Source organism: Ligaoa zhengdingensis, from assembly GCF_014384885.1.
Taxonomy (GTDB): domain Bacteria; phylum Bacillota; class Clostridia; order Oscillospirales; family Ruminococcaceae; genus Ligaoa; species Ligaoa zhengdingensis.
Map to the genome: position 1 here is coordinate 1 of NZ_JACRST010000027.1, position 23,314 is coordinate 23,314.

Genomic DNA, 23,314 nt, shown 5'->3' on the forward strand with positions numbered 1-23,314 from the left:
TCGGTGTTCAGCTCATACCGCAGCCCGTCTATCGCCGCTTGCAGCTCGTCGCTCGCCGTCTGCACTTCCTCTGCGGTCGCGTCTTTGTCCTCCATCACGCGGTTCGCTTCCTCCAGCGCCGCCTCCAGCGCTGCCCAGCTCGCCGCGGTGTACGCGCCTTCCTCGTACTGGCCCGCCGCTTCGATTAGATCTTTCAACGCCGTTTTGTCAACTGCGCTTTGCAGGACGATCGCGGGCACGGTGACATCGCCGTCGGTCACGGTGATCTCTTTGACCGGCGCGGTATACTGCGCGGTGGAAACCACCTTGATGACCAGGCTGCCGGGCGCGACGTTCTCAAAGCGGTACGCACCCGCCGCATCAGTCTGCGTGGTGGCCGCCGGCTCAGCGGACACCGACTCGCCGGTTACACGGTAGAGCTCCACGCCGATGCCCTCGACCGGGATATCCAACGCGCCCGCATCGACCGTACCGGACAGGGTGTAGGTATCGATGTCGGTCACCTCGAGGTTTGCGGCCACCGAAATCCCGCTTCCAGCGATCTCGCCAAAAACCGTGTAGGCACCCGGTTGCCCGTAGGTGACGGGGTTGGTTGTCCAGGTCACCGGCAGTTCCCTGGAGGCGCCGCCCGCGAACCGGACGGTCGCCCACCCGGGCAGGGTGATCGCCTCGCCGACGCGGCCGGTCAGGCTGATCGCCTCCGCCGAGACGGCCTTTCCGCCATACACCTCGAGCTCCCAGATGCTCGCCCAGTTCTGCTGCGCGCCCAAAACCCGGATACGAACATAGCGCCCAAACGCCGCGCCCTCGTCCAGCGCTTCGGACATCGCCTGGGTGTTGGCGCTGCGGTCGGCGTAGGTGGTCCACTCCTGGTTGTCGAGCGAGGTCTCCAGCACATACTGGTACTGCGCGCTCATCTCGAACACGGTGTTGACGCCGGTGATGCACCAGACATCGCCCAGATCGACCGACAGCCACTGGGGCATGGACGGCCCATTAGCCGCCCAGCGGGTGCTGCGGTCGCTATCCACAGCCTTAGCCGCGCTGTAATCGCCGTTAAAGGTGCTGGACGCGTCCGCCTGCTTACCCAGTGCCAGGTTGTCGGCGAGACCCTTCTCCGCGATCGACAGGTTGGCGGTGACAGGCAATCCGATCCCGGCGATCTCGCCGTTGACAGTGTATTCACCGGCCGCATCGAACGAGACGGCCGCCTGTTCCCAAATGATCGGAAGCTGCTTGACGACGCCGCCGTCGAACTCCAGCTCGATGGTTTCGGGCAGGCTGACCGGCTCGTACACCAGCCCGGAGAGCACAAACGGCTCATAGGCCGGTATCTCGCCGCCGTACACCTCGAACTCCCAGATGCTCGCCCAGTAGCCCTGCGTACCGTCAGCGGTGAAGCGGATGCGCACATAGCGGCCCACAGCCGCGCCCTCGGCGTTCTTGCTCGAGAGCTCCTCGGTGTTGGCGCTGTAGTCCGCAAAGGTCTTCCACGTGAGGTTATCGTCCGAATACTCCAGCACGAACTGGTAGGGGGCGCTCATCTCGAACACGGTGTTCACATAGTTGATGAAGTAGTTGCCGCCCAAGTCAACCGTCAGCGACTGCGGCATGGACGAGCCATCCGCCGCCCAGCGGGTGTTGCGGTCGCCGTCCACCGCGCTGGACGCGAGGTAACCCGGCGCCCCGCGGTATTCGCTGGACGCGCTCGCGGTCTTGCCCAGGGCGAGGTTGTCCTTAAAGTCGTTGGGTTCGGCGCTCTGGGGCTTCTCCAGCAGGTCGTAGCGGCCGGCCGGTGCGCCGAAGACCGGCGTGCCCTGCTCGTCAAAGCTGATCCTTTGCAGGCAGGGGTAGCGTCGATCGTCGTTCTGGTTGGTCAGGCTGGCGTGATACACCAGGTAGACCTCCTCACCGTCGGGCGTGGTGGTGAAGCTGTTGTGCCCCGTGGACCACAGGCCGTTCGCTGCGCTGCGCTGGAACACTGGCTCCGCGGACTTGGTCCAGTTGGACGCATCCATCGGATCGGCCGCGCTGTCGCAGGTAAGCATGCCCAAACGGTAATACTGGGTGTGGCAGTAGCTGCCCGAATAGGTGACGAAGGTCTTGCCGCCGCGCTGTAGCACCGCAGGGCCCTCGTTGGTCTTGTAGCCGATGTCCGATTCGCCCGCCGAGCCAAACTGCTCCCAGTCGTATTCCGACTCGGAGAGCACGGTGATGCCGCCGGTGAGGGTCCAGGGGTTCTCCATCTCGGAGATCACAACCGTCTGGCGGATGGTGGTGTCGGAGGGATCCTTCTCGGGCAACTTCCACAGGCACCAAATGTAGTAAAGTTTACCGTTCTGGCGCAGGATGGTGCCGTCGATCTGCTCCACATCCTGATAACCTTCGGCGTAGATGGCGCCCTTATTCTCCCACGCGCCCTCCATCGGGTTGGCGCTGGTGTTCTCCAGCACATAGCCGCGCATCCCGCCGCTGTAATAGACATACCACGCGCCGTCGATATAGTGGATCTCGGGCGCCCAGATGTCGCGGCCTGGGGTAGGCTCTGCGATCAGCTTCTTTTCGCCGTAGCGGAACACGTCTGCCATATTGCGGCTGCGGTAGAGGTACAGCTTGGTGCTGCTGCCATCCGCAGCGATGTTGGTCGCCATGCCGTAGTAGTAGCCATCCAGTTCATGGTAATAGATGTAGGGATCGGGGTACTCCTGATCCATCGCAATCGGGTTGGAATATCCCGTCTCCTCGTCCTCGCTCACCCGCACCAGCAGGAACCGCTGGTTGCTGGTGACGTTGTCGGTGTACTGCGAGATGTTCCCGCCTTCCGCCTTGCTGAAACCGTCCACATCCAGCACGCGGCCGCTGCACTGGGCGATAAATTTGAAGGTGCCGTCGCCGTTCTCATCAATCTGCCACAGCTCGCCCGCGGTGCCGTCATCTTCCCAGATGTGCACGTTGGCGTTGTAAGCGGAGGAGCCTGCCACCCCCATCAGCTTGCCGCTACCCATATTTTGCAACTTGTACCAGCCGTCCGGCCCCTCGAGAACCTTCCACTGCTGGGACGGTGCGCCCGTATCGGTCTGCTGCACGATGTTGGAGCCGTTCGAGGTTCCTGCGTCGGCCACGCCGACCACCTTGCCGCTGTTGTAATTGATAATTTTATACACCCCACCGACTTCGAACTGGGTCTGGGGGCGGGTTTCGTCGAACGCCTCGGAAACGACTGAGAAGTTATCTGCCGACACGACCGCGCCGTAGGCGCGCACACCCACACTGCCCTGGCGGTAGTCGCTGTCGCGCGCGATCACAACCGGGTTCTCCATGTCATCCACATACGCGGCGATGTTGGTTCCGTTGGCCACCACCTTGACATGGTAGGTCTGGCCCGCCTTGACTGGGAAGGGGACGGTGCTCATCACCTTCCAGCCGTCCGAGAACTTGCCCAGAACCGCCCGGCCGGTGCCCGCGTCGAGGCCGAAGTAGTAGCCGCAGAGCGCGTCCGGGGCGGGATATGCCAAGGTGGCGCGGAACAGAAGCGCCCCACCCTCGCGCTGGATCGACGACGCGGTTAGGTCGGCCTCCAGGGTAAAGTCCGCGAGCATCGCGTCCTTGAGCAGGATCTTGCTGCCCAGCACCATGTCGCTGGACACCGCACGGCCGTCCTCAACCGTCCACTGGCCGCCGTAGGCGACCCAGCGCTCGTCAAAGCTGCCGCTGTCAAAGCTGTCGGAAAACTCCTTCAGCGCGGAGTAGCCCACCGGGGTGGTGTAATCGTTGGGAACCCCGAAGTTGGGGGTGCCGTCCTCGTTCCAGGTGAACTCCTGCATGCGCACGTCGCGCTTGTTGGTGGCGTACGCGCGGCTGGCCGGCGGCGCGTCGTAGCCGTGGTAAACGATGTAATCGACGCCGGTGTCGCTGTTGTACACCATGCAGTGGTGGCCCACGCCGTAGGCGCTGTTTTCCGCGCTCTCAGTAAACACCGGTTCGGACGATTTCACCCAGTTGTCCGGGTTCATGAAGTCGGCTGTCTCATCGATGGTGAGCATACCCAGCTTGTAGTGCCGCGACCAGCAGGTGCTGCCCGAATAGGTGAGGAACACCCTGCCGTTCCGGTAGAGCACCTCCGGGCCCTCGTTGACGCTCAGCGCGCTGTCCGGGGTGCCCCAACGCTCCCAATCGTAGGTGGGGCGGCTGATAATCTGGAGGGAGCCCTCCTTGTAGTTGAGGGGATCGGTCATCTCATAGATGCCGAGATCCTGCACGTCGCCCAGGTCGTCGCTGCGCTGGATGATCGAGTTGACGAAGTAGAGCTGGTTGTCCGACGGGTCGTCGGGGTTGTTGCGCTTTTCCACCAGCACGCCGTCGATCTGCCAGTCGCTGGTCTGGCCGCCCATCCTGCCGCGGTAGACGAACGGGTCGTCCGGGCTCGCGCCGCCCTCCATCGCATACATCTTATGGCTGACGCCGCTCTCCTCGGCGGTGAAGTAGATATACCACTTCCCGGTTTTCTCCACATACTGGAGCTCGGGCGCCCACAGGGTGACGGGCAGCAACCCGGCCGCCGTGGCCTCCTGGGTGCTGAACACCACGCGGCATTCGCCTGCGGCCACGCTGAACAGGTCGGGGGATTTATAAATCACAATCTCGCTGCTGCCGCGCATCTTGACATAGTAGTAATTGCCGTCGTGGTAGACGACCGACGGGTCGGCGGTGCCCTCGCTGGTCACGGCCGGCGCGATCGGGTTGTACACCGGCTCGGTGCCCTGGGGCTTCACCTCGCCACCCTCCACGAAGTCCGCGCGCACGGTCAGGGCCTCGCGCACGTCGGTGGCGGTGTACTGCTGGGAGGCGCTGAGCGCAACCGGCTGGCCGTTGACATACGCCTGGCCTACCTTATATCCGCTGTCCGGCCGGAAGGTGAAGGTGACGCTGCCGCCCGGGTAAACCTTGCCGTCCGCCGCGTTGGAGGTGATCGTACCGTTGACGCCCGGCTCAATCGTCACATCCAGCGCCTCGCCCGGCTCTTCGCCAAACACCCGCAGCTCGCGCACGCTCGCAAAGTCCACGCCCTTGAGCTGCGCCTCGGTGATGGTCATGCGGACATAGCGCGCCACCGCCGGCAGCTCCGCCGTATCCACCCAAGTGTCGGCGAGGAGGGTGTTTTCGGTGCGGTCCGCAAAGGGCTGCCACGCGCTGCCGTCGACGGAAGTCTCCAGCTTGTAGCGCAGGTAGCGCCCGCTCAGTTCAAATTCGCTCTCCACGCCGTTCACCGCGTAGACCCCGCCCAGATCCACGGTGAGGGTCTGCGGCATGGCGTTTCCGCTGGCCGCCCAGCGGGTGTCGGGGTCGCCGTCCACCGCCTTGGACGCGGCGTAATCGCCGCTGAACACGGTGGAGGCGGTGGCAGCCTTGCCCTGGGCCAGATTGGCCTGACGCGACGGCAGTTTGACCGCGATGGGCGCGGTATCCGCCGAACCGTCCGCCCCCGAGATGGTCAACACGACCTCGACGGAGGTGGTGTATTCGGGCAGGGAGATCGCGCCGTCCGCACCGATCAGCGCGGCGTCGCCCGAGGATTTGACCGACGCGGTGAAGCCGTTGGGCAGGGTGGGCAGGACAAGCTCCGTATCGCCCTGCGCGGGCGCCGCGAGCTCCCGGATGCTCCCCGCCACCTGCGCCGCGGTGATGCCGTCCTCCCAGCCGTATACCTGGAATTCGCAGATGCTCGAGAGGAAGCCGCCGCTGCCGGTGTGGCTCCTGGGGCTGATTCTGACGTAACGCGCCTCGGTGAGGCCCTCGCCGCGGTCGATCGGCGCGCCGCTCACTGCGGCGTCGCCCGAGCGGTCGGCGTAGGAAGCCCAGCTCTGGCCGTCCGCCGAGGTCTCAATCGTATAGCTGTAGCGCTGGGCCGACAGCTCAAAGTAGGTACGGACGCCGGAGATCACGCACTGTTTCCCCAGGTCCACCGTGAGGCACTCGCCCGCGCCGAAGTTTTTGGCTGCCCAGCGGGTGTTGAGCCGCCCGTCTATAGCCGCGGCAGCGCTGTAGTTTGCCGCCCACTCGGAGGAGGCCGACGCGGACGCGCCCTCGCGCTGCGCGAGGTTGCTCTCGCCGTTCTCCCACACCGGCTGCAACCGGCCCTGCTCATCGACTTCCATCTTGAGCGCCGCGGGACGACCGTCCAGCGGGGTGTAGTGATCCCACGAACCCGCGCTGCCAAAGAAGGTGGACCAAAGCTGGCCCTCGCGGTCGAAGAAGAAGTTGTTGTGGCCGCCGCTGCGCACCGCCAGGTGCCAGTTGTCGTAGGGACCCAGGATGCTGTCCGAAACCGCTACCATGCAGTCGTAGGTAAGCTGATCCATCGCGGGCACGGCGAGACCGTTATCCTGCGCGTAGCGGATATCCGCGGCGACCAGGTCGTCGCTGTTGGTGTTGAACTCCGCGCAGCTCAGGTAGTATTTGCCGTCGATTTTGGTCAGGTACACCCCTTCAAAGCCGACATGCTCGTAGTCGTACTTGTCCGGATTGTTCTGCGAGGTGGGCGAGGTGCTCGCGGGCACCCCCAACAGTATGGGTTCGCTCAAAAAGCGCACTTCGTCGTTGCCCTGGGCGTCTTGCAGGCTGATCTCGGCGATCATGCCGTCCTGCCACAGGTAGTAGAGCCTGCCATCGTCGTCCTCAAAGAAGCTGCCGTCGATGTTGAAGCGCTCGCTGCCGACCACTTCGTTATCCGTCAGCTCGACATAGGGCCCTTCGGGGTTGCCAGTGGTACTCTTGAGGATGCCGTTGCCGCCCCGGTTGGTCGAGTAGGTCATATAATAGTTGCCGTACTTCTCAATGTAGTGGAATTCCGGCGCCCAGCAGGCTACCTCGTCGTTGTCGCCGAGCGCCCATTTAGAGTCGCGGATGTTCCACACCACGCCGAGGTCCTCCCAATTCTTCATATCCCTGGAGCGCCACATGCGCACCCCCTCGGTGTTGGAGAACCAGGTGGGGTATCCGGTGGTGCCCACCAGGTAGTAGTAGTCGCCGCCCCGCTGCACCGACGCGGGTATGTACTGGATAAAGGTGTCGCGCACCGGGAAATCGAACAGCGCGCTGAAATCGAGCGGCAGATAGCCGCCGTCCCCCTTCCACTCCATGCGGCCCCATTCGGGCTTGCTGACGCCCTCTGGCACCGATGGATGCTCTGCGGTATAAGCGCTGGCCGTCACAGCCGCCGCCAGATTCGCCGCAATCATGGTGACCGCGAGGAAGCTCGCCACCACAGCTCTAAGACTCCTTCTCATCGGATCAATCCTTTCTTTTTTCATTCTCAGAAACGTTTGCACCATTTGATCCTAACAAAACCCATAACACCATTTTAACACAGCGCAGTTCAGGAGTATTTACAATTTTTTAATTGATATGGGTGGTTTTTTAGCACGGTTTGCCGGTTGTACAGCTCTTTGCAGCAGCCCGGCTGTAAACAACAAAAACCAGGCCGCTGGCATGAGTACCGGCGGCCTGCTTTATGATGTTATCGGCTTCGGGCGCAGCACCCCGCGCCTTAGCAAGTGTTTTCTTCGGCATTGTCCCCAGGGGCATCCTTGGGCGGGGTTGGCACTTAGCTGTGCAGCTAGGGCACTGTGTTTTGCGCACTGCCGTGCGGTTGCCTCGGCATTGCCCCCGCACGACCACAAAACCCTTTAATTTTCCCCCAATTTAACCTATCATGGTAACAGGTATAAAAACGTAAAGCGGGCCCAGAGGTTGGAACCCCTAAGCCCGCTTGGGAGAATGATTCTCCACATACGACGGTTTACACCGCACTTTGCCTTATGATTATACCCGATTTTCATTTGTAATGATACCAGATTTTCACATCAAAGTCAAGTCAAATTATCTCCGTCGTTCCCTGCCGATAACTGTCGAGGGCTGTGAAAACCTTGTATGTCAGGCCGGCCTGCGTTCGCACCTTGAAACTTTCCGGGGCCGCGGGGCGGGGGGTTTTCTCTTCCCTTCCTGTCCCGCGCGGTTATCGCGCAAAATTCGACAAAACACTTGCTTTTTTGGCAAAGATACCCTATAATAAACTCAAGGCGCAAAAAGCGCAAGGCAGGCCCAGGGGTAGCAGCCCCTGCGCCCTGCATATGAGCCCTGCACTCATACACTGCGGCAACAGCCGCGCCCTGCAACCGACATTATACAACATTTTTCCCCCGCTGTAAAGGAGTCAGCGATGTGCCTACACATATCAACGTGCATATCATCCGTGCCTTGCAAGTCGAAGATGGATATGCGTTCCACACACGGGGAGGATGTGCCGCGCTGTATTTGCAGGCGGCCTGCGTTGCACGAATGAAGGGGAAACATTCGGGGTGCTGTATGAGTAAAAACATACAGCGCCCTTTTTGCGTCTTCAAAACAGAAGCCGGGCGGGATGGCATTATCATCCCCGCCCGGCTTTTTGCTGCCTTTTGCGGAGGGGTGGTGCCGCGCTGCTGTGGGCGGGGCTTTGCGCACGGCCTTGCGCTAGCCCGGCATAGCACCTCGGGCGCTGCCGGCGGGGTTGGCACTTAGCTGTGCCCGAAGCTGCAAAGCCGAACGTAAACCCGCCGGGGGCCCCCGTTTTCCACCAATCAGTAAGCAACCAGCTCAAAATCCCCGAAGAACCGCTCGCCGAACGGGTCGGGCGCGTGGAAATCCACAGGGTAAAAACTGCCGTAGTGCTCGCTGCCCGGCTCGCGGTCAAACTTAAAGAGATTGCCGCGCACGGTCATTCCAGCCGTCAGCTCGTCCGTCCCGTACACCTTGGGCAGCAGCAGGCGGGGCAGCTCGAACACCACGCCCCAGTAGATCCCCTGCAAATCCTCGGACACAAACGATTTCACCCGCGGCAAAATCAGATATTCCGCCATGGGCGTGCGGCGCGCCTCAGTCACCACCTCGGTGGCGAGCTCGCCGCTGTGGCTGGCCGACAAAAATAAGTAAGCCCCCGGCGCGGACGACGGGCGCAGGTCGAGGCTCACAGCCAGGGTGCTGCCCGCGGACGGGGTGACCTCGAACGCCCACAGGCGCACCCACACGCTTTCTGGGCTGATGCACAGGCGGGCCTGCGCAAACGGTTTATAATCCCGCTTTTCCAGCGGATAATCGATGATTTTGGCGACCGGCAGCGAATCCCATACGGGCTCCCCGTCGATCAGGCTGATTGGAAACGACATGCTGTTCCTCCCGTTCCGCCCCGCAGGGGGCGCTGGTCTTTGTGGATATAAAGCTATTATATCACGTTGCGCGCGGAAAAAACAGGCAATTGTTGCGCAATGCCGCCGCACTGCCGACAAAATTTGCGCGCAGCGCCTTGCCACGCGGCCCACGCGCTGTTACAATAGAGAAGAAAAAAGGAGGGACCGCCATGCTGGAATCGATGAAACTGCTGTGGAAGGACCGCAAAAGGATTTTGGGAATGCCCATCACCTTTACCAAATATTCGATGTCGGAGGACCGCCTGTTTCTGGAAAAGGGCCTGTTCAGCATCCGCCAGGAGGAGATTCTGCTCTACCGCGTGCGCGACATCAGCCTCAAGATCACCCTGGGGCAGCGCATCTTCGGGGTGGGTTCGGTGCTTATCCAGTCGTCGGATAAGAGTATGCCCCTGTTGGAGCTCAAAAACATCCGCCAGCCGCGCGAGGTTAAGGAACTGATCCACCAGCAGGTGGAGGAGATGAAGCTCAGCCGCCGGATGCGGGTGGGTGAGCTGCTGGACGACGACAGCGACCGGCCGGACGACGGCTTCGGCCTCGACTGAACCACGCAGCAAACCAAAAAGGGTTGCGGACCAAATCGGTCCGCAACCCTTTTTTTCATGGTTACAGTTTAGAAGCGGTTGCGCGCCACATAGGTGGTGTGCAGCACTTCGTGCGCCTTGTGGCTGCCGGGCTTGCCGTCGAAATACTCCTCGTAAATCTTCTTGAGCGAGGGGTTCTCGTGGGATTTGCGCACCGGCTTGTTGGCGTCGTTGTCATACAGGGCCTTGGCGCGCAGCGCCTTGAGATCCACAAAGTTGCGCACCGACGCGGGCTGCTGGGGCTGGCCGCCGCCGTTGACGCAGCCGCCGGGGCAGCACATGACCTCGATAAAGGTGTAGTTCTTCTCGCCGCTCTTCACCATCTCGAGCACCTTCTTGGCGTTGGCGGTGCCGGACGCGACCGCCACGTTCACCTCCAGGCCGCCCACGTTGTAGGTGGCTTCCTTGATGCCCTCGGTGCCGCGCACCTCGGTGAACTCCACGGTCTTGAGCTCCTCGCCGGTGATGGTCTCCACAGCGGTTCTCAGCGCCGCTTCCATCACGCCGCCGGTCGCGCCGAAGATGACCGCCGCGCCGGTGGATTCGCCCATCGGGTCGTCGAAGTCCTCGTCGGGGAGGTTCACAAAGTCGAGGCCGGCGCGCTGAATCATGCGCGCGAGCTCACGGGTGGTCAGGGAGATATCGACATCCGGCACCCCGGCCGCCTTCTGGTCGTTGCGGGCGAGCTCGAATTTCTTCGCGGTGCAGGGCATCACGCTGACACTGACGATCTTTTTGGGGTCGATGCCGTTCTTCTCGGCATACCAGGTTTTGGCCAGCGCGCCGAACATCTGCTGCGGCGACTTGCAGCTCGACAGGTGCGGCAGCATCTCGGGGAAGTAGTGCTCGCAGTATTTCACCCAGCCCGGCGAGCAGGAGGTGATCATCGGCAGTACGCCGCCGTTCTGCACGCGCTCAACCAGCTCGTTGGCCTCCTCCACGATGGTGAAGTCGGCGGCGAGGTCGGTGTCGAATACCTTGTCAAAGCCGAGCCGGCGCAGCGCGGCGACCATCTTGCCCTCCACGTCGGTGCCGATGGGCAGGCCGAAGCACTCGCCCAGGGTCGCGCGGACCGACGGCGCGGTCTGCACCAGCACGACCTTCTCCGGGTCGGCGATGGCGGCGCGCACCTTATCGGTGGCGTCCTTCTCATACAGCGCGCCGGTGGGGCACACGGTGATGCACTGGCCGCAGGCGACGCAGGTGGTCTTGCCCAGGTCCTCTTCAAACGCGCAGCCGATCTCGGTCTTGAAGCCGCGCTCGTTGGGGCCGATCACGCCCACGCCCTGGTTCTTGGCGCACACCGCGGCGCAGCGGCGGCAGAGGATGCACTTGCTGTTGTCGCGCACCATGTGGGCCGCGGAGGTATCCAGCTCGTACTCGTTCATCTCGCCGTCAAAGCGGTGCAGGTCCTCCACACCGTACTCGCGGCAGAGCTGCAGCAGCTCGCAGTTGCCGCTGCGCACGCAGGAAAGGCAGTCCTTGCGGTGGGTCGAAAGCACCAGCTCCAGGTTGATGCGGCGGGCCTCCAGCACCTTGGGGGTGTTGGTAAACACCTCCATGCCCTCGTTAACGGGGTACACGCAGGCGGTCACGAGCGAACGCGCGCCCTTGACCTCCACCATGCAGATGCGGCAGGCGCCGATCTCGTTGATCTCCTTCAAATAGCACAGGGTGGGAATTTTGATGCCGGCAAGCCGTGCGGCCTCTAAAACAGTGGAACCTTTCGGCACGGACAAGGGCATACCGTTGATCTTTATATTCACCATATCCATTCTATGGTACACTCCTCTCTTATTTCTTCACGATCGCGCCGAAACGGCATTTTTCCATGCAGGCGCCGCACTTCACGCACTTGTGCGGGTCGATCTTGTGCGGATTCTTGAGCTCGCCCGAGATGGCTCCCGCGGGGCAGGCGCGCGCGCAGAGGGTACAGCCCTTGCACTTCTCGGCGATAATCGAATAATGCAGCAGGTCTTTGCAGACGCCCGCCGGGCAGGTCTTATCCTTGATGTGCGCGATGTACTCGTCCTCGAAGAAGTGCAGGGTGGAGAGCACCGGGTTGGGCGCGGTCTGGCCCAGGCCGCACAGCGAGTTCTCTTTGATGAACTTGGACAGGTCCTTCAAGCGCTGGATATCCTCCATCTCGCCCTTGCCCTTGGTGATGCGGTCGAGGATCTCGTAGAGCCGCTTGGTGCCGATGCGGCAGGGCACGCACTTGCCGCAGCTCTCGTCCACGGTAAACTCCAGGAAGAATTTCGCAATATCCACCATGCAGGTGTCCTCGTCCATGACGATCATGCCGCCCGAGCCCATCATCGAGCCGATCTCGAGCAGGTTGTCGTAGTCGATCTTGATATCCATGTGGGACGCGGGGATGCAGCCGCCCGACGGGCCGCCGGTCTGCGCCGCCTTGAACTTCTTGCCGTTCGGGATGCCGCCGCCGATCTCCTCGATGATCTCGCGCAGGGTGGTGCCCATCGGCACCTCGACGAGGCCGGTGTTGTGGATCTTGCCGCCCAGGGCGAACACCTTGGTGCCCGGGGACTTCTCGGTGCCCATCGAGCGGAACCAATCCGCGCCCTTCAGGATGATCTGCGGGATGTTGGCGTAGGTCTCAACGTTGTTGAGCACCGACGGTTTGCCGAACAGGCCCTTGACGGCCGGGAACGGCGGACGGGGACGGGGCTCGCCGCGGTGGCCCTCGATGGAGGTCATCAGCGCGGTCTCCTCGCCGCAGACGAACGCGCCCGCGCCCAGGCGCAGGTCGAGGTTGAAGTTAAAGCCGGTGCCCAGGATGTTTTCGCCCAGCAGGCCCGCCTCGCGCGCCTGGCCGATGGCGATCTGCAAACGCTTGACGGCGATGGGGTACTCGGCGCGCACGTAGATGTAGCCCTGGTTCGCGCCGATCGCATAGCCCGCAATCGCCATGGCCTCAATGACGACGTGGGGGTCGCCCTCCAGCACCGAACGGTCCATGAACGCGCCCGGGTCGCCCTCATCGGCGTTGCAGCAGACATATTTCTGGTCGTTTTCCGACGCCGCCGCAAAGCTCCACTTGAGACCGGTGGGGAAGCCCGCGCCGCCGCGGCCGCGCAGACCGGAATCCTTGACGAGCTGGATGACGTCCGCCGGGGTCATCTCGGTGAGCACCTTGCCCAGCGCCTGATAACCGTCGTAGGCGATGTATTCGTTGATGTTCTCCGGGTCGATGACGCCGCAGTTCTTGAGCGCCACGCGGTGCTGTTTCTTATAGAACTGGGTCTCGCCCAGCGACAGAATCTCGTCCTTATGTACGGTTTCATCGTACAGCAGACGGGTGACGATGCGGCCCTTCACCAAGTGCTCCGCCACCACCTCGGGGATATCCTCGGGGGTTACGCGGGAATAGAACGCGCCCTCGGGGTAGATGATCATGATGGGGCCGAGCGCGCACAGGCCGAAGCAACCGGTCTTGATGACCTTGACTTCGTTTTCCAGGCCGGCCTTTTTAATTTCGGTTTCCAGCGCCTCCACGATGTGGGCGCTGCCCGACGACGTGCATCCGGTGCCGCCGCAGACCAGAACGTGAGAACGATACATAATGCGTTTTCCTCCCTTATTTCGCCATCGATCCGATTGTGTACTCGCCGACCGGGTTGCCGTTCACGAGATGGTCCGAGACCACCTTCGCAACCTTGTCCGCTGTCATTTTCACATAGGTGACCTTCTCCTTGCCGGGCACATACACCTCGACCACCGGCTCATACTGGCAGATGCCGATGCAGCCGGTCTGGGCCACGGTGACGTTTTGCAGGTTGCGCTTGGAGACCTCCTCGGTGAAGGCCTGCAGCACGGGGCGCGCCCCGGCCGCGATGCCGCAGGTGGCCATACCCACCACCACGCGGATGTTGTCGGTATCGTCATGGCGCACGCCCATGTTGGCTTTCATCTGGTCGCGCAGCGCCTGAAGTTCAGCTAAACTTTTCATAACGTTAGGTTCCTCCGTTCCAATTTTCAGTATTTTCGCGGATATAGCCCTCGATAAATTCCATCACCTGCGGGGTACTGAGCGGCAGATCGCCGAGCACCGCGGTGAAGTCGCTGGTGCGCACGGTGGCGCTTTCGCCGTCGCGCGCGCGGGTATACGCCACCTCGATGTGCTGGTTGCAGCTCATCAGCAGGCAGATGGTGCCCGCGAGGTCGCCCAGCGGCATGCGGTCGATGTGGCTGAGGCCGAACACCGCGGTGACGGTGGTGCCTTCGCCCACCCGTGAGCGGATGTCGAAGCTGCCGCCGGTCATCTCGGCCGCCATTTTAAAGAACGGCACCCCCAGCCCCACCTTGCGGGTGGTGCGGGTGGTGTAAAACGGGTCGGTCACCCGGCGCACCGTCTCCTCGTCCATGCCGCAGCCGTCGTCCGCGATCGTGATCGTCAGCCGGTCGGCCGCGGTGTCCTCCGCCACCGTAATCTCAATATTGGCCGCGCCCGCCTTCACCGAATTCTGCGCTATATCCAGGATGTTGAGCGATAACTCCTGCATACGCGCTTATTTGTCCGCGTATTTGGCCAGGATGGTATCCACGTCGTCCACGGTCAGGCGGCCGTACACCTCGTCGTTGATGGTGAGAACCGGCGCCAGGCCGCACGCGCCGATGCAGCGGCAGGCCTCCAGCGAGAACTTGCCGTCCGGCGTGCACTCGCCGCCCTTGATGCCCAGGCGCTGCTGCAGGCGGTCATACACGTCGCCCGAGCCCTTGACATAGCAGGCGGTACCCAGACAGACCGAGATTTTGTACTGGCCCTTGGGGTTGAGGGTGAACTGAGAATAGAACGTCGCAACGCCGTAGACCTCCTCCAGGGGGATATCCAGCTGGAGTGCGATGATCTTCTGCACTTCGATGGGCAGGTAGCCGTAGATTTCCTGCGCTTCCTGCAAAATCGGCATCAAAGCGCCCTTTTGCTCCCTGTGGTTCTCAATCACCTTCAGGAGCGCTTCTTCCTGTTCTTTGGTCCCGCGGAACGGAACACATGTTTTAGCCATCAAATAAACCTCCTTGATCACGCCGGCTGCGGCCCCGCCAAACCCGAAAAGCAGGGCGCAAAAATACCCCGGCATATTTAGTTAAAATTATATCAGACAAGGTGCTAAAAATCTACTGTTTTGCGCCGATTCTCTGAAAAAAAACAACCTTTTCCCCGTGGTTTTCGCCCATTCCACACAAAGCGACAAGGGCTTTTTGTAAAATTCGACTAAATTTTTGTGATGTTTTTATCAAATTCATCCAGTTCCGTTTTGCACTATGTACACAAAATTAGAGATTCCTTATTTTTCCGTTTTGTTTGCTTTCCCCATATCTGTCGTGATATAATGGCTATAACCTGGCCGTTATATCCCTTAGCCGGGCAGGTCCGGTCGGGAACGGCCCTATCAAAAATTTATGGCGGAATATTCCGCCGCAAAACCAACCGCATTTGAGAAACGGGGGGCAAACGATGACAATCAACGATATCAAACGCATTTTACAGGCCCGCACCCTCTGCGAGGGCGAATCGATGGAGCGCGAGGTGCACACCGCCTGCGGCAGCGACATGATGAGCGACGTGCTGGCCTTTGTGAAGGACCAGTCGGTGCTGCTCACGGGCCTGGTCAATCCACAGGTGATCCGCACCGCGGAGATGATGGACATCATCTGCGTGGTGTTTGTGCGCGGCAAACAGCCCGACCCCTCGGTGCTGGCGCTGGCCGAGGAGCGCGGCATCACCGTGCTCTCCACCGATATGCGCATGTTCGCCGCCTGCGGCCATCTCTATGAAAATGGGCTCAGAGGAGGTTGCGATATCTAGTGGCACAGGCGATGACGTTTACTTACACGGTGCCCGGCGACGACTTCACCCGCGCGGGCGAGGCGTCCTCGAGCATCAAAAAGACCCTCAAAAAGATCGGCGTGGCCCCGGACGTGATCCGCCGGGTGGCCATCGCCATGTACGAGGGGGAGATCAACATGGTGATCCACGCGCACGGCGGCCAGATCACCGTGGAGATCTCCTCCGACCAGATCGACATGACGCTTGCGGACACCGGGCCGGGCATCCCCAACATCGAGCTCGCCATGCAGGAGGGCTGGAGCACCGCGCCCGACGACGTGCGCTCGCTGGGGTTCGGCGCGGGCATGGGCCTGCCGAACATGAAGAAGTACACCGACGAGATGACGGTGGAGAGCACCGTCGGGGTGGGCACCACCGTGCGTATGCGGGTGTATGTGCACCAGTAGCGGCCGGGCGCCGCTGAAACTGTCGTATTACGGGAGGTCGGTTCCCTATGGAGACGAAATTTTTCCACTCGGTCACCCTGGACCGCGACGCCTGCCGGGGCTGCATCAACTGCATCAAGCGCTGCCCCACCGAGGCGATCCGCGTGCGCGGCGGAAAGGCCAAAATCCTCTCCGACCGCTGCATCGACTGCGGCGAATGCATCCGGGTGTGCCCGCATCACGCCAAGAAGCCCATCTTCGACCACATGGACCTGATGGAGGGCTTCCGCTATAAAATCGCGCTGCCCGCACCCGCATTGTACGGGCAGTTCAACAACCTGGACGACATCGACATCGTCCTGAACGCCCTGCTGAAGCTCGGATTCGACGGGGTGTTCGAGGTGGCGCGCGCCGCCGAGCTGGTGAGCGACGCCACCCGCAAGCTGATGAGCGAGGGGCACCTCTGCCGCCCGGTCATCAGCTCGGCCTGCCCCGCCGTCACCCGGCTGATCCGGGTGCGGTTCCCCGACCTGCTCGACAAGGTGCTGCCGCTGCTGGCCCCGGCCGAGATCGCGGCGCGCCTGGCCAAAAAGGAGGCCTGCGAGCGCTGGGGCTGCACGCCGCAGGAGGTGGGCGCATTCTTCATCTCGCCCTGCCCGGCCAAGGTGACCGCGGTGAAGATGCCGCTGGGCACCCAGAGGAGCGCCATCGACGGGGTGCTGGCCATCAGCGACCTCTATCCCAAAATGATCTCCGCCATGAAGGAGGTCGCCGCGGGCTCGCCGCAGGAGCTGGTCTCGGTGGGCCGCATGGGGGTGAGCTGGGGCAGCAGCGGCGGCGAAGCCTACGCGCTGCTCAACGACCGCTATCTGGCGGCCGACGGCATTGAGAACGTGATCCAGGTGCTCGAGGACCTGGAGGATGAGAAATATTCCGACCTGGACTTTGTCGAGCTCAACGCCTGCTCGGCGGGGTGTGTGGGCGGGGTGCTCACCGTCGAGAACCCCTACATCGCCAAGGCCAAGCTCAAGCGGGTGCGCAAATACCTGCCCGTCTCCTGCAACCGCATCGGCGACGCCATCCCGCCCTACGCCAAGTTCGACACCGCGCTGGAGTATGCGCCGGTGTTGGAGCTCGACCCGGATATCCCCACCGCCATGCAGAAACTTTCGGAACTCGAGGAGATCGCCAAGCAGTTCCCGGGCATCGACTGCGGGGCCTGCGGCGCGCCCTCCTGCCGGGCGCTGGCCGAGGACGTGGTGCGCGGGTATGCCACGCAGGACGACTGCATCTTCCGCCTCAAAACGCACATGCAGGAGATCGCCGCCTCGATCGCCAAGCTGGAGGGGCACATCCCGCAGAGCTTCCGCACCGGCGAGGGCGGCCTTCATTCGATCAAAAAGGGGGATTCCACATGACAGTGAAAGAGATAGCCGAGCGCTGCGGCTTTGCCGTAGCCTGCGGCGGCGACGGGCTGGAGCGCGCGGTGACCGGCGTGTTCTGCTGCGACCTGCTGAGCTGGGCGATGGGCCGGGCGCCCGCGGACAGCGCGTGGATCACGGTGATGGGCAACGTCAACGCGGTGGCCGTGGCCGTGCTGGCCGACACCGCCTGCCTGGTGCTGGCTGAGGACGCGGTGATGGACGACGCGGGCCTGCAAAAGGCCCAAGCCCAGGGGGTGGCGGTGCTGCGCACCGCGCTGCCCTCGTTCGACGCGGGCCTCGCCGTCCACACGGCGCTGGCCGCGGAAGGGGTGTGACCGCCTTGCATTGGATCGGCGTTGTCATCGCCGTGATCGCGTTTTTGCTCATCGGCGTGTTCCACCCCATCGTCATCAAGGCGGAATATTACTTTGGAAAAAGGGTCTGGCCGGTGTTTCTGCTGGCCGATCTCATCTTTTTGGCCGCCTCGCTGTGGGTGGCCCATCCGGTCGGGTCGTCCGCGCTTGGGGTGCTGGGGTGCTCCTGCCTGTGGAGCATCGGCGAGCTGTTCGAGCAGGAGCAGCGGGTCGCCAGGGGCTGGTATCCGCGCCGGCCGGGCCGGAAATGATTTGAGAAAGGGGGCCTCGCCATGTTCTACGACCTGCACATCCATTCGGCGCTGTCCCCCTGCGGGGACAACGACATGACCCCCAACAACATTGTCAACATGGCGCTGCTCAAGGGCCTCGATGTGATCGCGCTGACCGACCACAACTCCTCGAAAAACTGCCCGGCCTTTGCTGAGGTGGCGCGCGCCGCGGGCCTGACGGCGCTGTGTGGCATGGAGATCAACACCTGCGAGGAGATCCACGCGGTCTGCCTGTTCCCCGCGCTGGATGCGGCGATGGAATTCGACCGCTATGTCTACGACCGGCTGCCCGATGTGGAGAACAACCCCGCCATCTTCGGCGAGCAGCGGATACTCGGCGCGGACGACGAGCTCCTGGGGTACGAGCCCAAGCTGCTCATCAACGCCTGCGAGATCAGCGCGATGGAGCTTTCCGGCCTGATGCGGCGGTTCGGGGGGCTGTGCTTTCCCGCACACATCGACAAGAGCGCCTACAGCATCACCGCGAGCCTCGGCCTCATCCCGCCCGAGTGCGGGTTCGGCGCATTCGAGGTGAAGGACCCCGCGCAGACCCAGCGCCTGCTGCCGCTGCTGCCCGATCCCGAGGCGCTCATCCTGCACAATTCGGATGCGCACTACCTGTGGGACATCGCGGAGCCGCGCCACACCCTGCCCGAAGGGGACCCTTGGGCGGTGCTGGCCGCGCGTGCGTTCGCCTGAACAAAAAAGACAGGCCGTTCACAAAATCCGCTATCTTTTTCAAATCGCCGATGCTATACTGAGGGGCAGATACGACTGCAAACAACAGGCCGGCCATCCCGCCCGCCGCGGACGACGTGAGGTGTCCCACATGCATACCTTTTTGTTCCAGGTTCTGCCCATCATCAGTTTTCTTGTGCTGGCCGCCGGCGTGGTGCTCATCACGCTGGGCACCTCGCGCGACCACAACGTCCTGCGCTTTTCCGGCATGGGGTGCATCGCGGTGTTTGTGCTGCTGCTCGCGTTCATCGGCCTGCAGGCGTTCGCGCGGCTGTAGCTTTGCGCGCAAATCAAAAGAAAAAGGCTTGAGGAACAGGATTCCTCAGGCCTTGTTTTTTTGACTATTTTGACCGCTTCACCGCCCGCGCCGGGCCATTGCCAGCTTGAGCACCGCGATTTGGGTTTTGGCGTCGCGCACCTTGCCGTCCAGCACCAGCTTCACCAGCCTTTGCAGCGGGATGCGCTCGACCGTGAGGAACTCGCCCGGGTCGAGATGCTGACGGGTGGGGGTGAGGTCCTCGGCCAAAAACAGGTGGATCATCTCCATATCGTAGGCCGGGGTGGGCCAGAGCTGGCCCAGCGAGGTCCAGCGGGCGGCGATGTGCCCGGTCTCCTCCTCCAGCTCGCGGCGGCCCGCGGTCAGCGGGTCCTCGCCGTATTCCAGCTTGCCCGCGGGGATCTCCAAAAGCTGGGTGTCGGTGGGGTAACGGAACTGGCGCACCATCAGCAGGCAGCCGTCCCGGTCGAGCGCGGCGATGCCCACCCCGCCCGGGTGCTCGATCACTTCGCGCGAGGTGATCTGGCCGTTTTCCAGCTCCACCATATCGGTGCGCAGGGTGACCACCCGCCCCTGGTAGATCATCTTGGACGATAACTTTTTTTCCTCATGTTCCATCAAGATTTCCTCCAATCCCCCGTCATACCGAAAGTTGTCTGCTTCATAGGATGGTTCGGGGTGATAATATTGCAAAAAACGAGCGTGCCGGATGCACCGGCCGGGACAGGACACGGCGGGAGGGATGCGATGTGATGATACAGCCGGACGCCATGCGGGCGCATCTGGAAGAGGTTGAGCTGCTGCTGCGCCGGCCGCCCACCCACTGCCGGGTGAAGGAGGCGCTGTTTGCGCTGCGGCGCGCCTACCCGGAGCAATGCCGGGTGTTTTCAATTGGGCGCAGCGTGCTGGGCCGCGAGCTGTATGCCGCCGCAGTGGGCGACACGCGGGGCGCCACCCTGCTGATGGGCGGCACCCACGGGCTGGAATGGTTGACCTGCCTGCTGATGCTGCGGTTCCTCGACGACCTGCTGTATAGTATAGCACAAAATGAGCGCCTCGCGGAGATCGATGTGAAAAAATCGATGGAGACGCGCGGGGTTATCATCCTGCCCGCCCTCAACCCGGACGGCATTGAGATTGCACTGCGGGGCAGCGCGGGCGCGGGCAGCATGGGCGAGCGGGTGCAGGAGATCTGCTGCGGCAACTACCGCCTGTGGCAGGCCAACGCCCGCGGGGTGGACCTCAACCACAACTTCGATGCGGGGTGGGAAACCCTGCACAAGATGGAGGAGGAAGCGGGCATCACCGGCCCCGCGCCCACCCGCTACGGCGGCCCCCGGCCGGAAAGCGAGCCGGAAACCCGCGCCATCACCGCATTCTGCCGCGAATTCGCGGTGCGCCAAGCCTACGCCTACCACTCGCAGGGGGAGGAAATCTACTACAAGTACGGCGAGCACACCCCCACCCGGTCGCGCCTGATGGCGCAGCTGCTCGCCACCAGCAGCGGATATCGCCTGATGTCCCCCGAGGGGCTGGCGAGCCACGGCGGCTTCAAGGACTGGTTTATCGACAAGCTGCGCCGCCCGGCCTTCACCATTGAGATCGGCAAGGGCAAAAACCCCCTGCCATTGTGCGACCTGGAGCCAGTATATGGCCGGCTGCGCGAGATGATGATGCTTTCGCTGCTGCTGTGAGGCGCGTGCAGAATTGTTCCCGCGAAATTTACATTTTTTTCATTGACTTCCCCCCGGCCCGGGCATACTATTGGTAGCAGGGTTATTGTCCGAGGTTTTCGGAGAATGGAGGAACTATGGAAAAACTGGTCGATATCCGGGAGATGTACAAAATTTATAATCCCGGAGAAAACGAGGTGCGTGCGCTCGACGGGGTGACCCTTTCGATCGATCACGGCGAATTTGTGGCGATTGTGGGGCACTCCGGGTCGGGTAAATCCACGCTGATGAACATGCTGGGCTGCCTGGACGTGCCCACCGAAGGGACCTACTACCTGGATGGCAAGGACGTATCGGAGCTTTCGGACGACGAGCTCAGCGAGATACGCAACGAGGAGATCGGGTTCGTGTTCCAGGGGTTCAACCTGATCCCCAGCCTGAACGCGCTGGAAAACGTGGAGCTGCCGCTCATCTACCGGGGGCTCGGACGCGAAGAGCGCCGCACGCTCGCCACCCAGGCGCTGGAGCGGGTGGGATTGGGCAACCGCCTGCGCCACCGCCCCATGGAGATGAGCGGCGGCCAACAGCAGCGCGTGGCCATCGCCCGCGCCATCGCCGCCAAGCCGCCGGTCATCCTGGCCGACGAGCCCACCGGCAACCTCGATTCCAAGTCCGGCCGCGATGTGATGCGCATCCTCAACGAGCTGTGGCGCGAGGGGCGCACCGTCATCCTCATCACCCACGACAACGAGATTGCCGCCAATGCGCGGCGGATCATCAAGGTGATGGACGGCAGGATCGTTTCCGACCAGCCCAACGACCCCGACGCCGGGGCCGAGCATGTGCTGGGCGACCAGGACATTTGACAACATCGAGAAGGCCCCGCCGGGGATGCGGCGGGGCCTTCTTATTTTTATATTTTTCTTGTTGCCGCTTGATAGCTACGGGCACTGTGTTTTGCGCACTGTAGCGCAACTGGTCCGGCTTGGGCCTGGCCACTGGCCGGTAAGGGTTTGCTACTATTTACTGGCTTCGGGCAGTGTGCCCCACGCCTTAGCAAGTGCTTTCCTTGGCAACGCCCCCAGGCGCTGCCTGGCGGGTTTGCACTTGGCTGTGCAGCCACGGGCACAGCGCCTTGCGCATTGCCATGCGCCTGCCTCGGCATTGCCCCCAGGGGCATCCCTGGGCGGGGTTGCGCCCCCGCGGGACGCCATCCTTTTGGAACGCGCCAAAAGGATGCAAAAGCGCGCCAAAGGGCGTTCCCCCCTTTGGCATCCCCCCTAGGGGCGGCCGGCCAACGGCCGGAGGAAAGCCGGGCAGGCTCGTTTGTTAAGCAAAGTGCAGCATCCGCGCGGAGGACGCACCCGGTATGGCGCAAGCGCCAACCCGGATTGCCTGTCGGCGCTGCCGACGTGCCTTCCAGTCGCTTCGTGCAAATTCCAAGGAGCGCACTCGCTCCAATCAGGCACCTGTCCCACCTTACGGCGGGATCCCCTCGGGTAATGCCCGCATCCTCTCAGCCGTCCCCCGCTTGCCCTAGATCCTCCGCCCCCGTAGCCCAAGGCGCGGCATAACAATGCAAAGCGCTTTCCTGACCCGGAGCCAAAAATCAAGCGGTGCGGGGCCTGCGCGCCTTGCTGATGTCGCCCGAGGGCACCCCGTAGGGGCAATGGTTCGTGGGAGCGAAGTGCTTCCCTGCCACTTTTCACGAAGCGACTTCAGAACCATTGCCGAGGGTACTTGCCGGGTGTCGGCATCATCAGCGCCGATTTTATCTCCGGGCGCACAACGGGGTTTTCAAAGGGGTGCCCCCTTTGACACGTTTTTGCTCGCTTTTGGCGTGTACCAAAAGCGAGTCGTCGTGCGGGGCCGAAACCCCGCCCAGGGATGCCCCTGGGGGCAATGCCGAGGAAAGTGCTTATTAAGGCGTGGGGTGCAGTGCCCGTAGCTGCAAGGCCGGGTGCAAACTAAAGCGCCCAGGCCCAAGCCGGGCCAGTTGCGCTACAGTGCACAAAACACTGTGCCCGTAGCCACAAGACCGCAAGCAAACCCCGCCGCCAAGTGAATCGCTTTTATCTAACAAAAAATAAAAAAGGCCCGCCCCCTTTGGGCAAACATATAAAAAAACAGGCGGGTTCGCACCCAGCCCCACAGCTTCGGCCACCGCGCCTTGTATAACGTAAGTGCCACCCCGGCTCTCCTGCCGGCGTTGCCGGCGGAAATTTCTCCGCCTATCTTCTACAAAACCCCTTGATTTTTTTCCAAATCTAACCTATAATAGTAAATGACATGAAAAGAAATCGCAAGGCAGACCCAGGAGTTAGGACCTCCTGAGTCCTGCATGGGGAGAGTTGACCTCCGCATACAACGGTTTACACCGCACCTTGCTTTCTGATTATACTCGATTTTTGTATCGAAGTAAAGTCGGCAACTCCAAGTTGCGGCGAAAAAATCGATGTATGTCAGGCTGGCCTGCGTGCGTACTCTGGACCTTTC

General features: G+C 62.2%; 19 protein-coding genes. 10 read left to right on the forward strand and 9 right to left on the reverse strand.

The features are described from left to right. The 3 genes from H8711_RS11710 to H8711_RS11720 all read right to left on the reverse strand — a co-directional run. On the reverse strand, positions 1 to 7,286 hold a 7,286-nt coding region (locus H8711_RS11710; RefSeq protein ID WP_249283633.1), incomplete at its 3' end, for a family 43 glycosylhydrolase. Positions 7,287 to 7,416: 130 nt separating this feature from the next. Next, on the reverse strand, positions 7,417 to 7,569 hold the full coding sequence (locus tag H8711_RS11715) for a hypothetical protein (RefSeq protein WP_249283634.1): 153 nt from the start codon (positions 7,567 to 7,569) through the stop codon (positions 7,417 to 7,419). A 1,049-nt stretch (positions 7,570 to 8,618) separates the two neighbouring features. Continuing rightward, a complete protein-coding gene (locus H8711_RS11720; protein WP_249283635.1) occupies positions 8,619 to 9,203 on the reverse strand; it encodes a DOMON domain-containing protein in 585 nt (194 codons plus the stop codon). A 191-nt stretch (positions 9,204 to 9,394) separates the two neighbouring features. On the opposite strand from H8711_RS11720, the gene H8711_RS11725 reads away from it, so the two are divergent. Beyond that, positions 9,395 to 9,787, forward strand: coding sequence for a PH domain-containing protein (locus H8711_RS11725; protein WP_249283636.1), 393 nt, complete (start codon positions 9,395 to 9,397; stop codon positions 9,785 to 9,787). Between the two features lie 68 nt (positions 9,788 to 9,855). Here the strand turns inward: H8711_RS11725 and H8711_RS11730 are convergent, their stop codons facing one another. Genes H8711_RS11730 through nuoE form a run of 5 tightly spaced genes read right to left on the reverse strand, consistent with a single transcriptional unit; the run spans position 9,856 to position 14,850 of the window. Then, on the reverse strand, positions 9,856 to 11,601 hold the full coding sequence (locus H8711_RS11730; protein ID WP_249283637.1) for an NADH-dependent [FeFe] hydrogenase, group A6: 1,746 nt from the start codon (positions 11,599 to 11,601) through the stop codon (positions 9,856 to 9,858). Between the two features lie 19 nt (positions 11,602 to 11,620). Further along, a complete protein-coding gene (gene nuoF / locus H8711_RS11735) occupies positions 11,621 to 13,408 on the reverse strand; it encodes an NADH-quinone oxidoreductase subunit NuoF (protein WP_249283638.1) in 1,788 nt (595 codons plus the stop codon). 16 nt (positions 13,409 to 13,424) lie between these two features. Beyond that, positions 13,425 to 13,796: a (2Fe-2S) ferredoxin domain-containing protein gene (locus H8711_RS11740; RefSeq protein ID WP_249283639.1), complete on the reverse strand. Its 372-nt coding sequence runs from the start codon at positions 13,794 to 13,796 to the stop codon at positions 13,425 to 13,427. Positions 13,797 to 13,800: 4 nt separating this feature from the next. After that, complete coding sequence (locus tag H8711_RS11745; RefSeq protein WP_249283640.1) at positions 13,801 to 14,349, reverse strand: ATP-binding protein; 549 nt, start codon at positions 14,347 to 14,349, stop codon at positions 13,801 to 13,803. A gap of 6 nt (positions 14,350 to 14,355) precedes the next feature. After that, on the reverse strand, positions 14,356 to 14,850 hold the full coding sequence (nuoE, locus tag H8711_RS11750) for an NADH-quinone oxidoreductase subunit NuoE (protein ID WP_249283641.1): 495 nt from the start codon (positions 14,848 to 14,850) through the stop codon (positions 14,356 to 14,358). 452 nt (positions 14,851 to 15,302) lie between these two features. Here nuoE and H8711_RS11755 point away from each other — a divergent pair, with 452 nt between their 5' ends. From H8711_RS11755 to H8711_RS11785, 7 genes are all read left to right on the forward strand, one after another. Then, entirely contained in the window at positions 15,303 to 15,653 is a 351-nt protein-coding gene (locus H8711_RS11755; protein ID WP_249283642.1) for a DRTGG domain-containing protein, read from the forward strand. Beyond that, positions 15,653 to 16,081: an ATP-binding protein gene (locus H8711_RS11760; protein WP_249283643.1), complete on the forward strand. Its 429-nt coding sequence runs from the start codon at positions 15,653 to 15,655 to the stop codon at positions 16,079 to 16,081. The genes H8711_RS11755 and H8711_RS11760 overlap by 1 nt, the downstream gene beginning before the upstream one ends. A 47-nt stretch (positions 16,082 to 16,128) precedes the next feature. Beyond that, positions 16,129 to 17,478, forward strand: a complete 1,350-nt coding sequence (locus H8711_RS11765; protein ID WP_249283644.1) for a [Fe-Fe] hydrogenase large subunit C-terminal domain-containing protein — start codon at positions 16,129 to 16,131, stop codon at positions 17,476 to 17,478. Further along, positions 17,475 to 17,819 carry a hypothetical protein gene (locus H8711_RS11770; protein ID WP_249283645.1) on the forward strand — a complete coding sequence of 115 codons (345 nt, stop codon included), beginning with the start codon at positions 17,475 to 17,477 and terminating at the stop codon, positions 17,817 to 17,819. The genes H8711_RS11765 and H8711_RS11770 overlap by 4 nt, the downstream gene beginning before the upstream one ends. 5 nt (positions 17,820 to 17,824) lie before the next feature. Next, positions 17,825 to 18,109: a DUF4491 family protein gene (locus H8711_RS11775; RefSeq protein ID WP_249283650.1), complete on the forward strand. Its 285-nt coding sequence runs from the start codon at positions 17,825 to 17,827 to the stop codon at positions 18,107 to 18,109. Between the two features lie 21 nt (positions 18,110 to 18,130). After that, positions 18,131 to 18,829 (forward strand): PHP domain-containing protein, encoded by a 699-nt coding sequence (locus H8711_RS11780; RefSeq protein WP_249283646.1) that lies wholly within the window; start codon positions 18,131 to 18,133, stop codon positions 18,827 to 18,829. Between the two features lie 130 nt (positions 18,830 to 18,959). Further along, positions 18,960 to 19,145 (forward strand): hypothetical protein, encoded by a 186-nt coding sequence (locus tag H8711_RS11785; protein WP_249283647.1) that lies wholly within the window; start codon positions 18,960 to 18,962, stop codon positions 19,143 to 19,145. Between the two features lie 78 nt (positions 19,146 to 19,223). Here H8711_RS11785 and H8711_RS11790 read toward each other — a convergent pair whose 3' ends face one another. Continuing rightward, a complete protein-coding gene (locus H8711_RS11790; RefSeq protein ID WP_249283648.1) occupies positions 19,224 to 19,763 on the reverse strand; it encodes an NUDIX domain-containing protein in 540 nt (179 codons plus the stop codon). A 134-nt stretch (positions 19,764 to 19,897) separates the two neighbouring features. Here H8711_RS11790 and H8711_RS11795 point away from each other — a divergent pair, with 134 nt between their 5' ends. Further along, a complete protein-coding gene (locus H8711_RS11795; RefSeq protein WP_249283651.1) occupies positions 19,898 to 20,839 on the forward strand; it encodes a M14 family metallopeptidase in 942 nt (313 codons plus the stop codon). A 116-nt stretch (positions 20,840 to 20,955) separates the two neighbouring features. Further along, positions 20,956 to 21,684: an ABC transporter ATP-binding protein gene (locus H8711_RS11800; protein WP_249283649.1), complete on the forward strand. Its 729-nt coding sequence runs from the start codon at positions 20,956 to 20,958 to the stop codon at positions 21,682 to 21,684. Positions 21,685 to 23,314: the final 1,630 nt, after the last annotated feature.

Coding starts and splice junctions, on each gene's coding strand:
- H8711_RS11715 (WP_249283634.1), bottom strand. CDS start 7,569: ATGCCGAAGAAAACACTTGCTAAGGCGCGGGGTGCTGCGCCCGAAGCC.
- H8711_RS11720 (WP_249283635.1), bottom strand. CDS start 9,203: ATGTCGTTTCCAATCAGCCTGATCGACGGGGAGCCCGTATGGGATTCG.
- H8711_RS11725 (WP_249283636.1), top strand. CDS start 9,395: ATGCTGGAATCGATGAAACTGCTGTGGAAGGACCGCAAAAGGATTTTG.
- H8711_RS11730 (WP_249283637.1), bottom strand. CDS start 11,601: ATGGATATGGTGAATATAAAGATCAACGGTATGCCCTTGTCCGTGCCG.
- nuoF (WP_249283638.1), bottom strand. CDS start 13,408: ATGTATCGTTCTCACGTTCTGGTCTGCGGCGGCACCGGATGCACGTCG.
- H8711_RS11740 (WP_249283639.1), bottom strand. CDS start 13,796: ATGAAAAGTTTAGCTGAACTTCAGGCGCTGCGCGACCAGATGAAAGCC.
- H8711_RS11745 (WP_249283640.1), bottom strand. CDS start 14,349: ATGCAGGAGTTATCGCTCAACATCCTGGATATAGCGCAGAATTCGGTG.
- nuoE (WP_249283641.1), bottom strand. CDS start 14,850: ATGGCTAAAACATGTGTTCCGTTCCGCGGGACCAAAGAACAGGAAGAA.
- H8711_RS11755 (WP_249283642.1), top strand. CDS start 15,303: ATGACAATCAACGATATCAAACGCATTTTACAGGCCCGCACCCTCTGC.
- H8711_RS11765 (WP_249283644.1), top strand. CDS start 16,129: ATGGAGACGAAATTTTTCCACTCGGTCACCCTGGACCGCGACGCCTGC.
- H8711_RS11770 (WP_249283645.1), top strand. CDS start 17,475: ATGACAGTGAAAGAGATAGCCGAGCGCTGCGGCTTTGCCGTAGCCTGC.
- H8711_RS11780 (WP_249283646.1), top strand. CDS start 18,131: ATGTTCTACGACCTGCACATCCATTCGGCGCTGTCCCCCTGCGGGGAC.
- H8711_RS11785 (WP_249283647.1), top strand. CDS start 18,960: ATGCATACCTTTTTGTTCCAGGTTCTGCCCATCATCAGTTTTCTTGTG.
- H8711_RS11790 (WP_249283648.1), bottom strand. CDS start 19,763: ATGGAACATGAGGAAAAAAAGTTATCGTCCAAGATGATCTACCAGGGG.
- H8711_RS11795 (WP_249283651.1), top strand. CDS start 19,898: ATGATACAGCCGGACGCCATGCGGGCGCATCTGGAAGAGGTTGAGCTG.
- H8711_RS11800 (WP_249283649.1), top strand. CDS start 20,956: ATGGAAAAACTGGTCGATATCCGGGAGATGTACAAAATTTATAATCCC.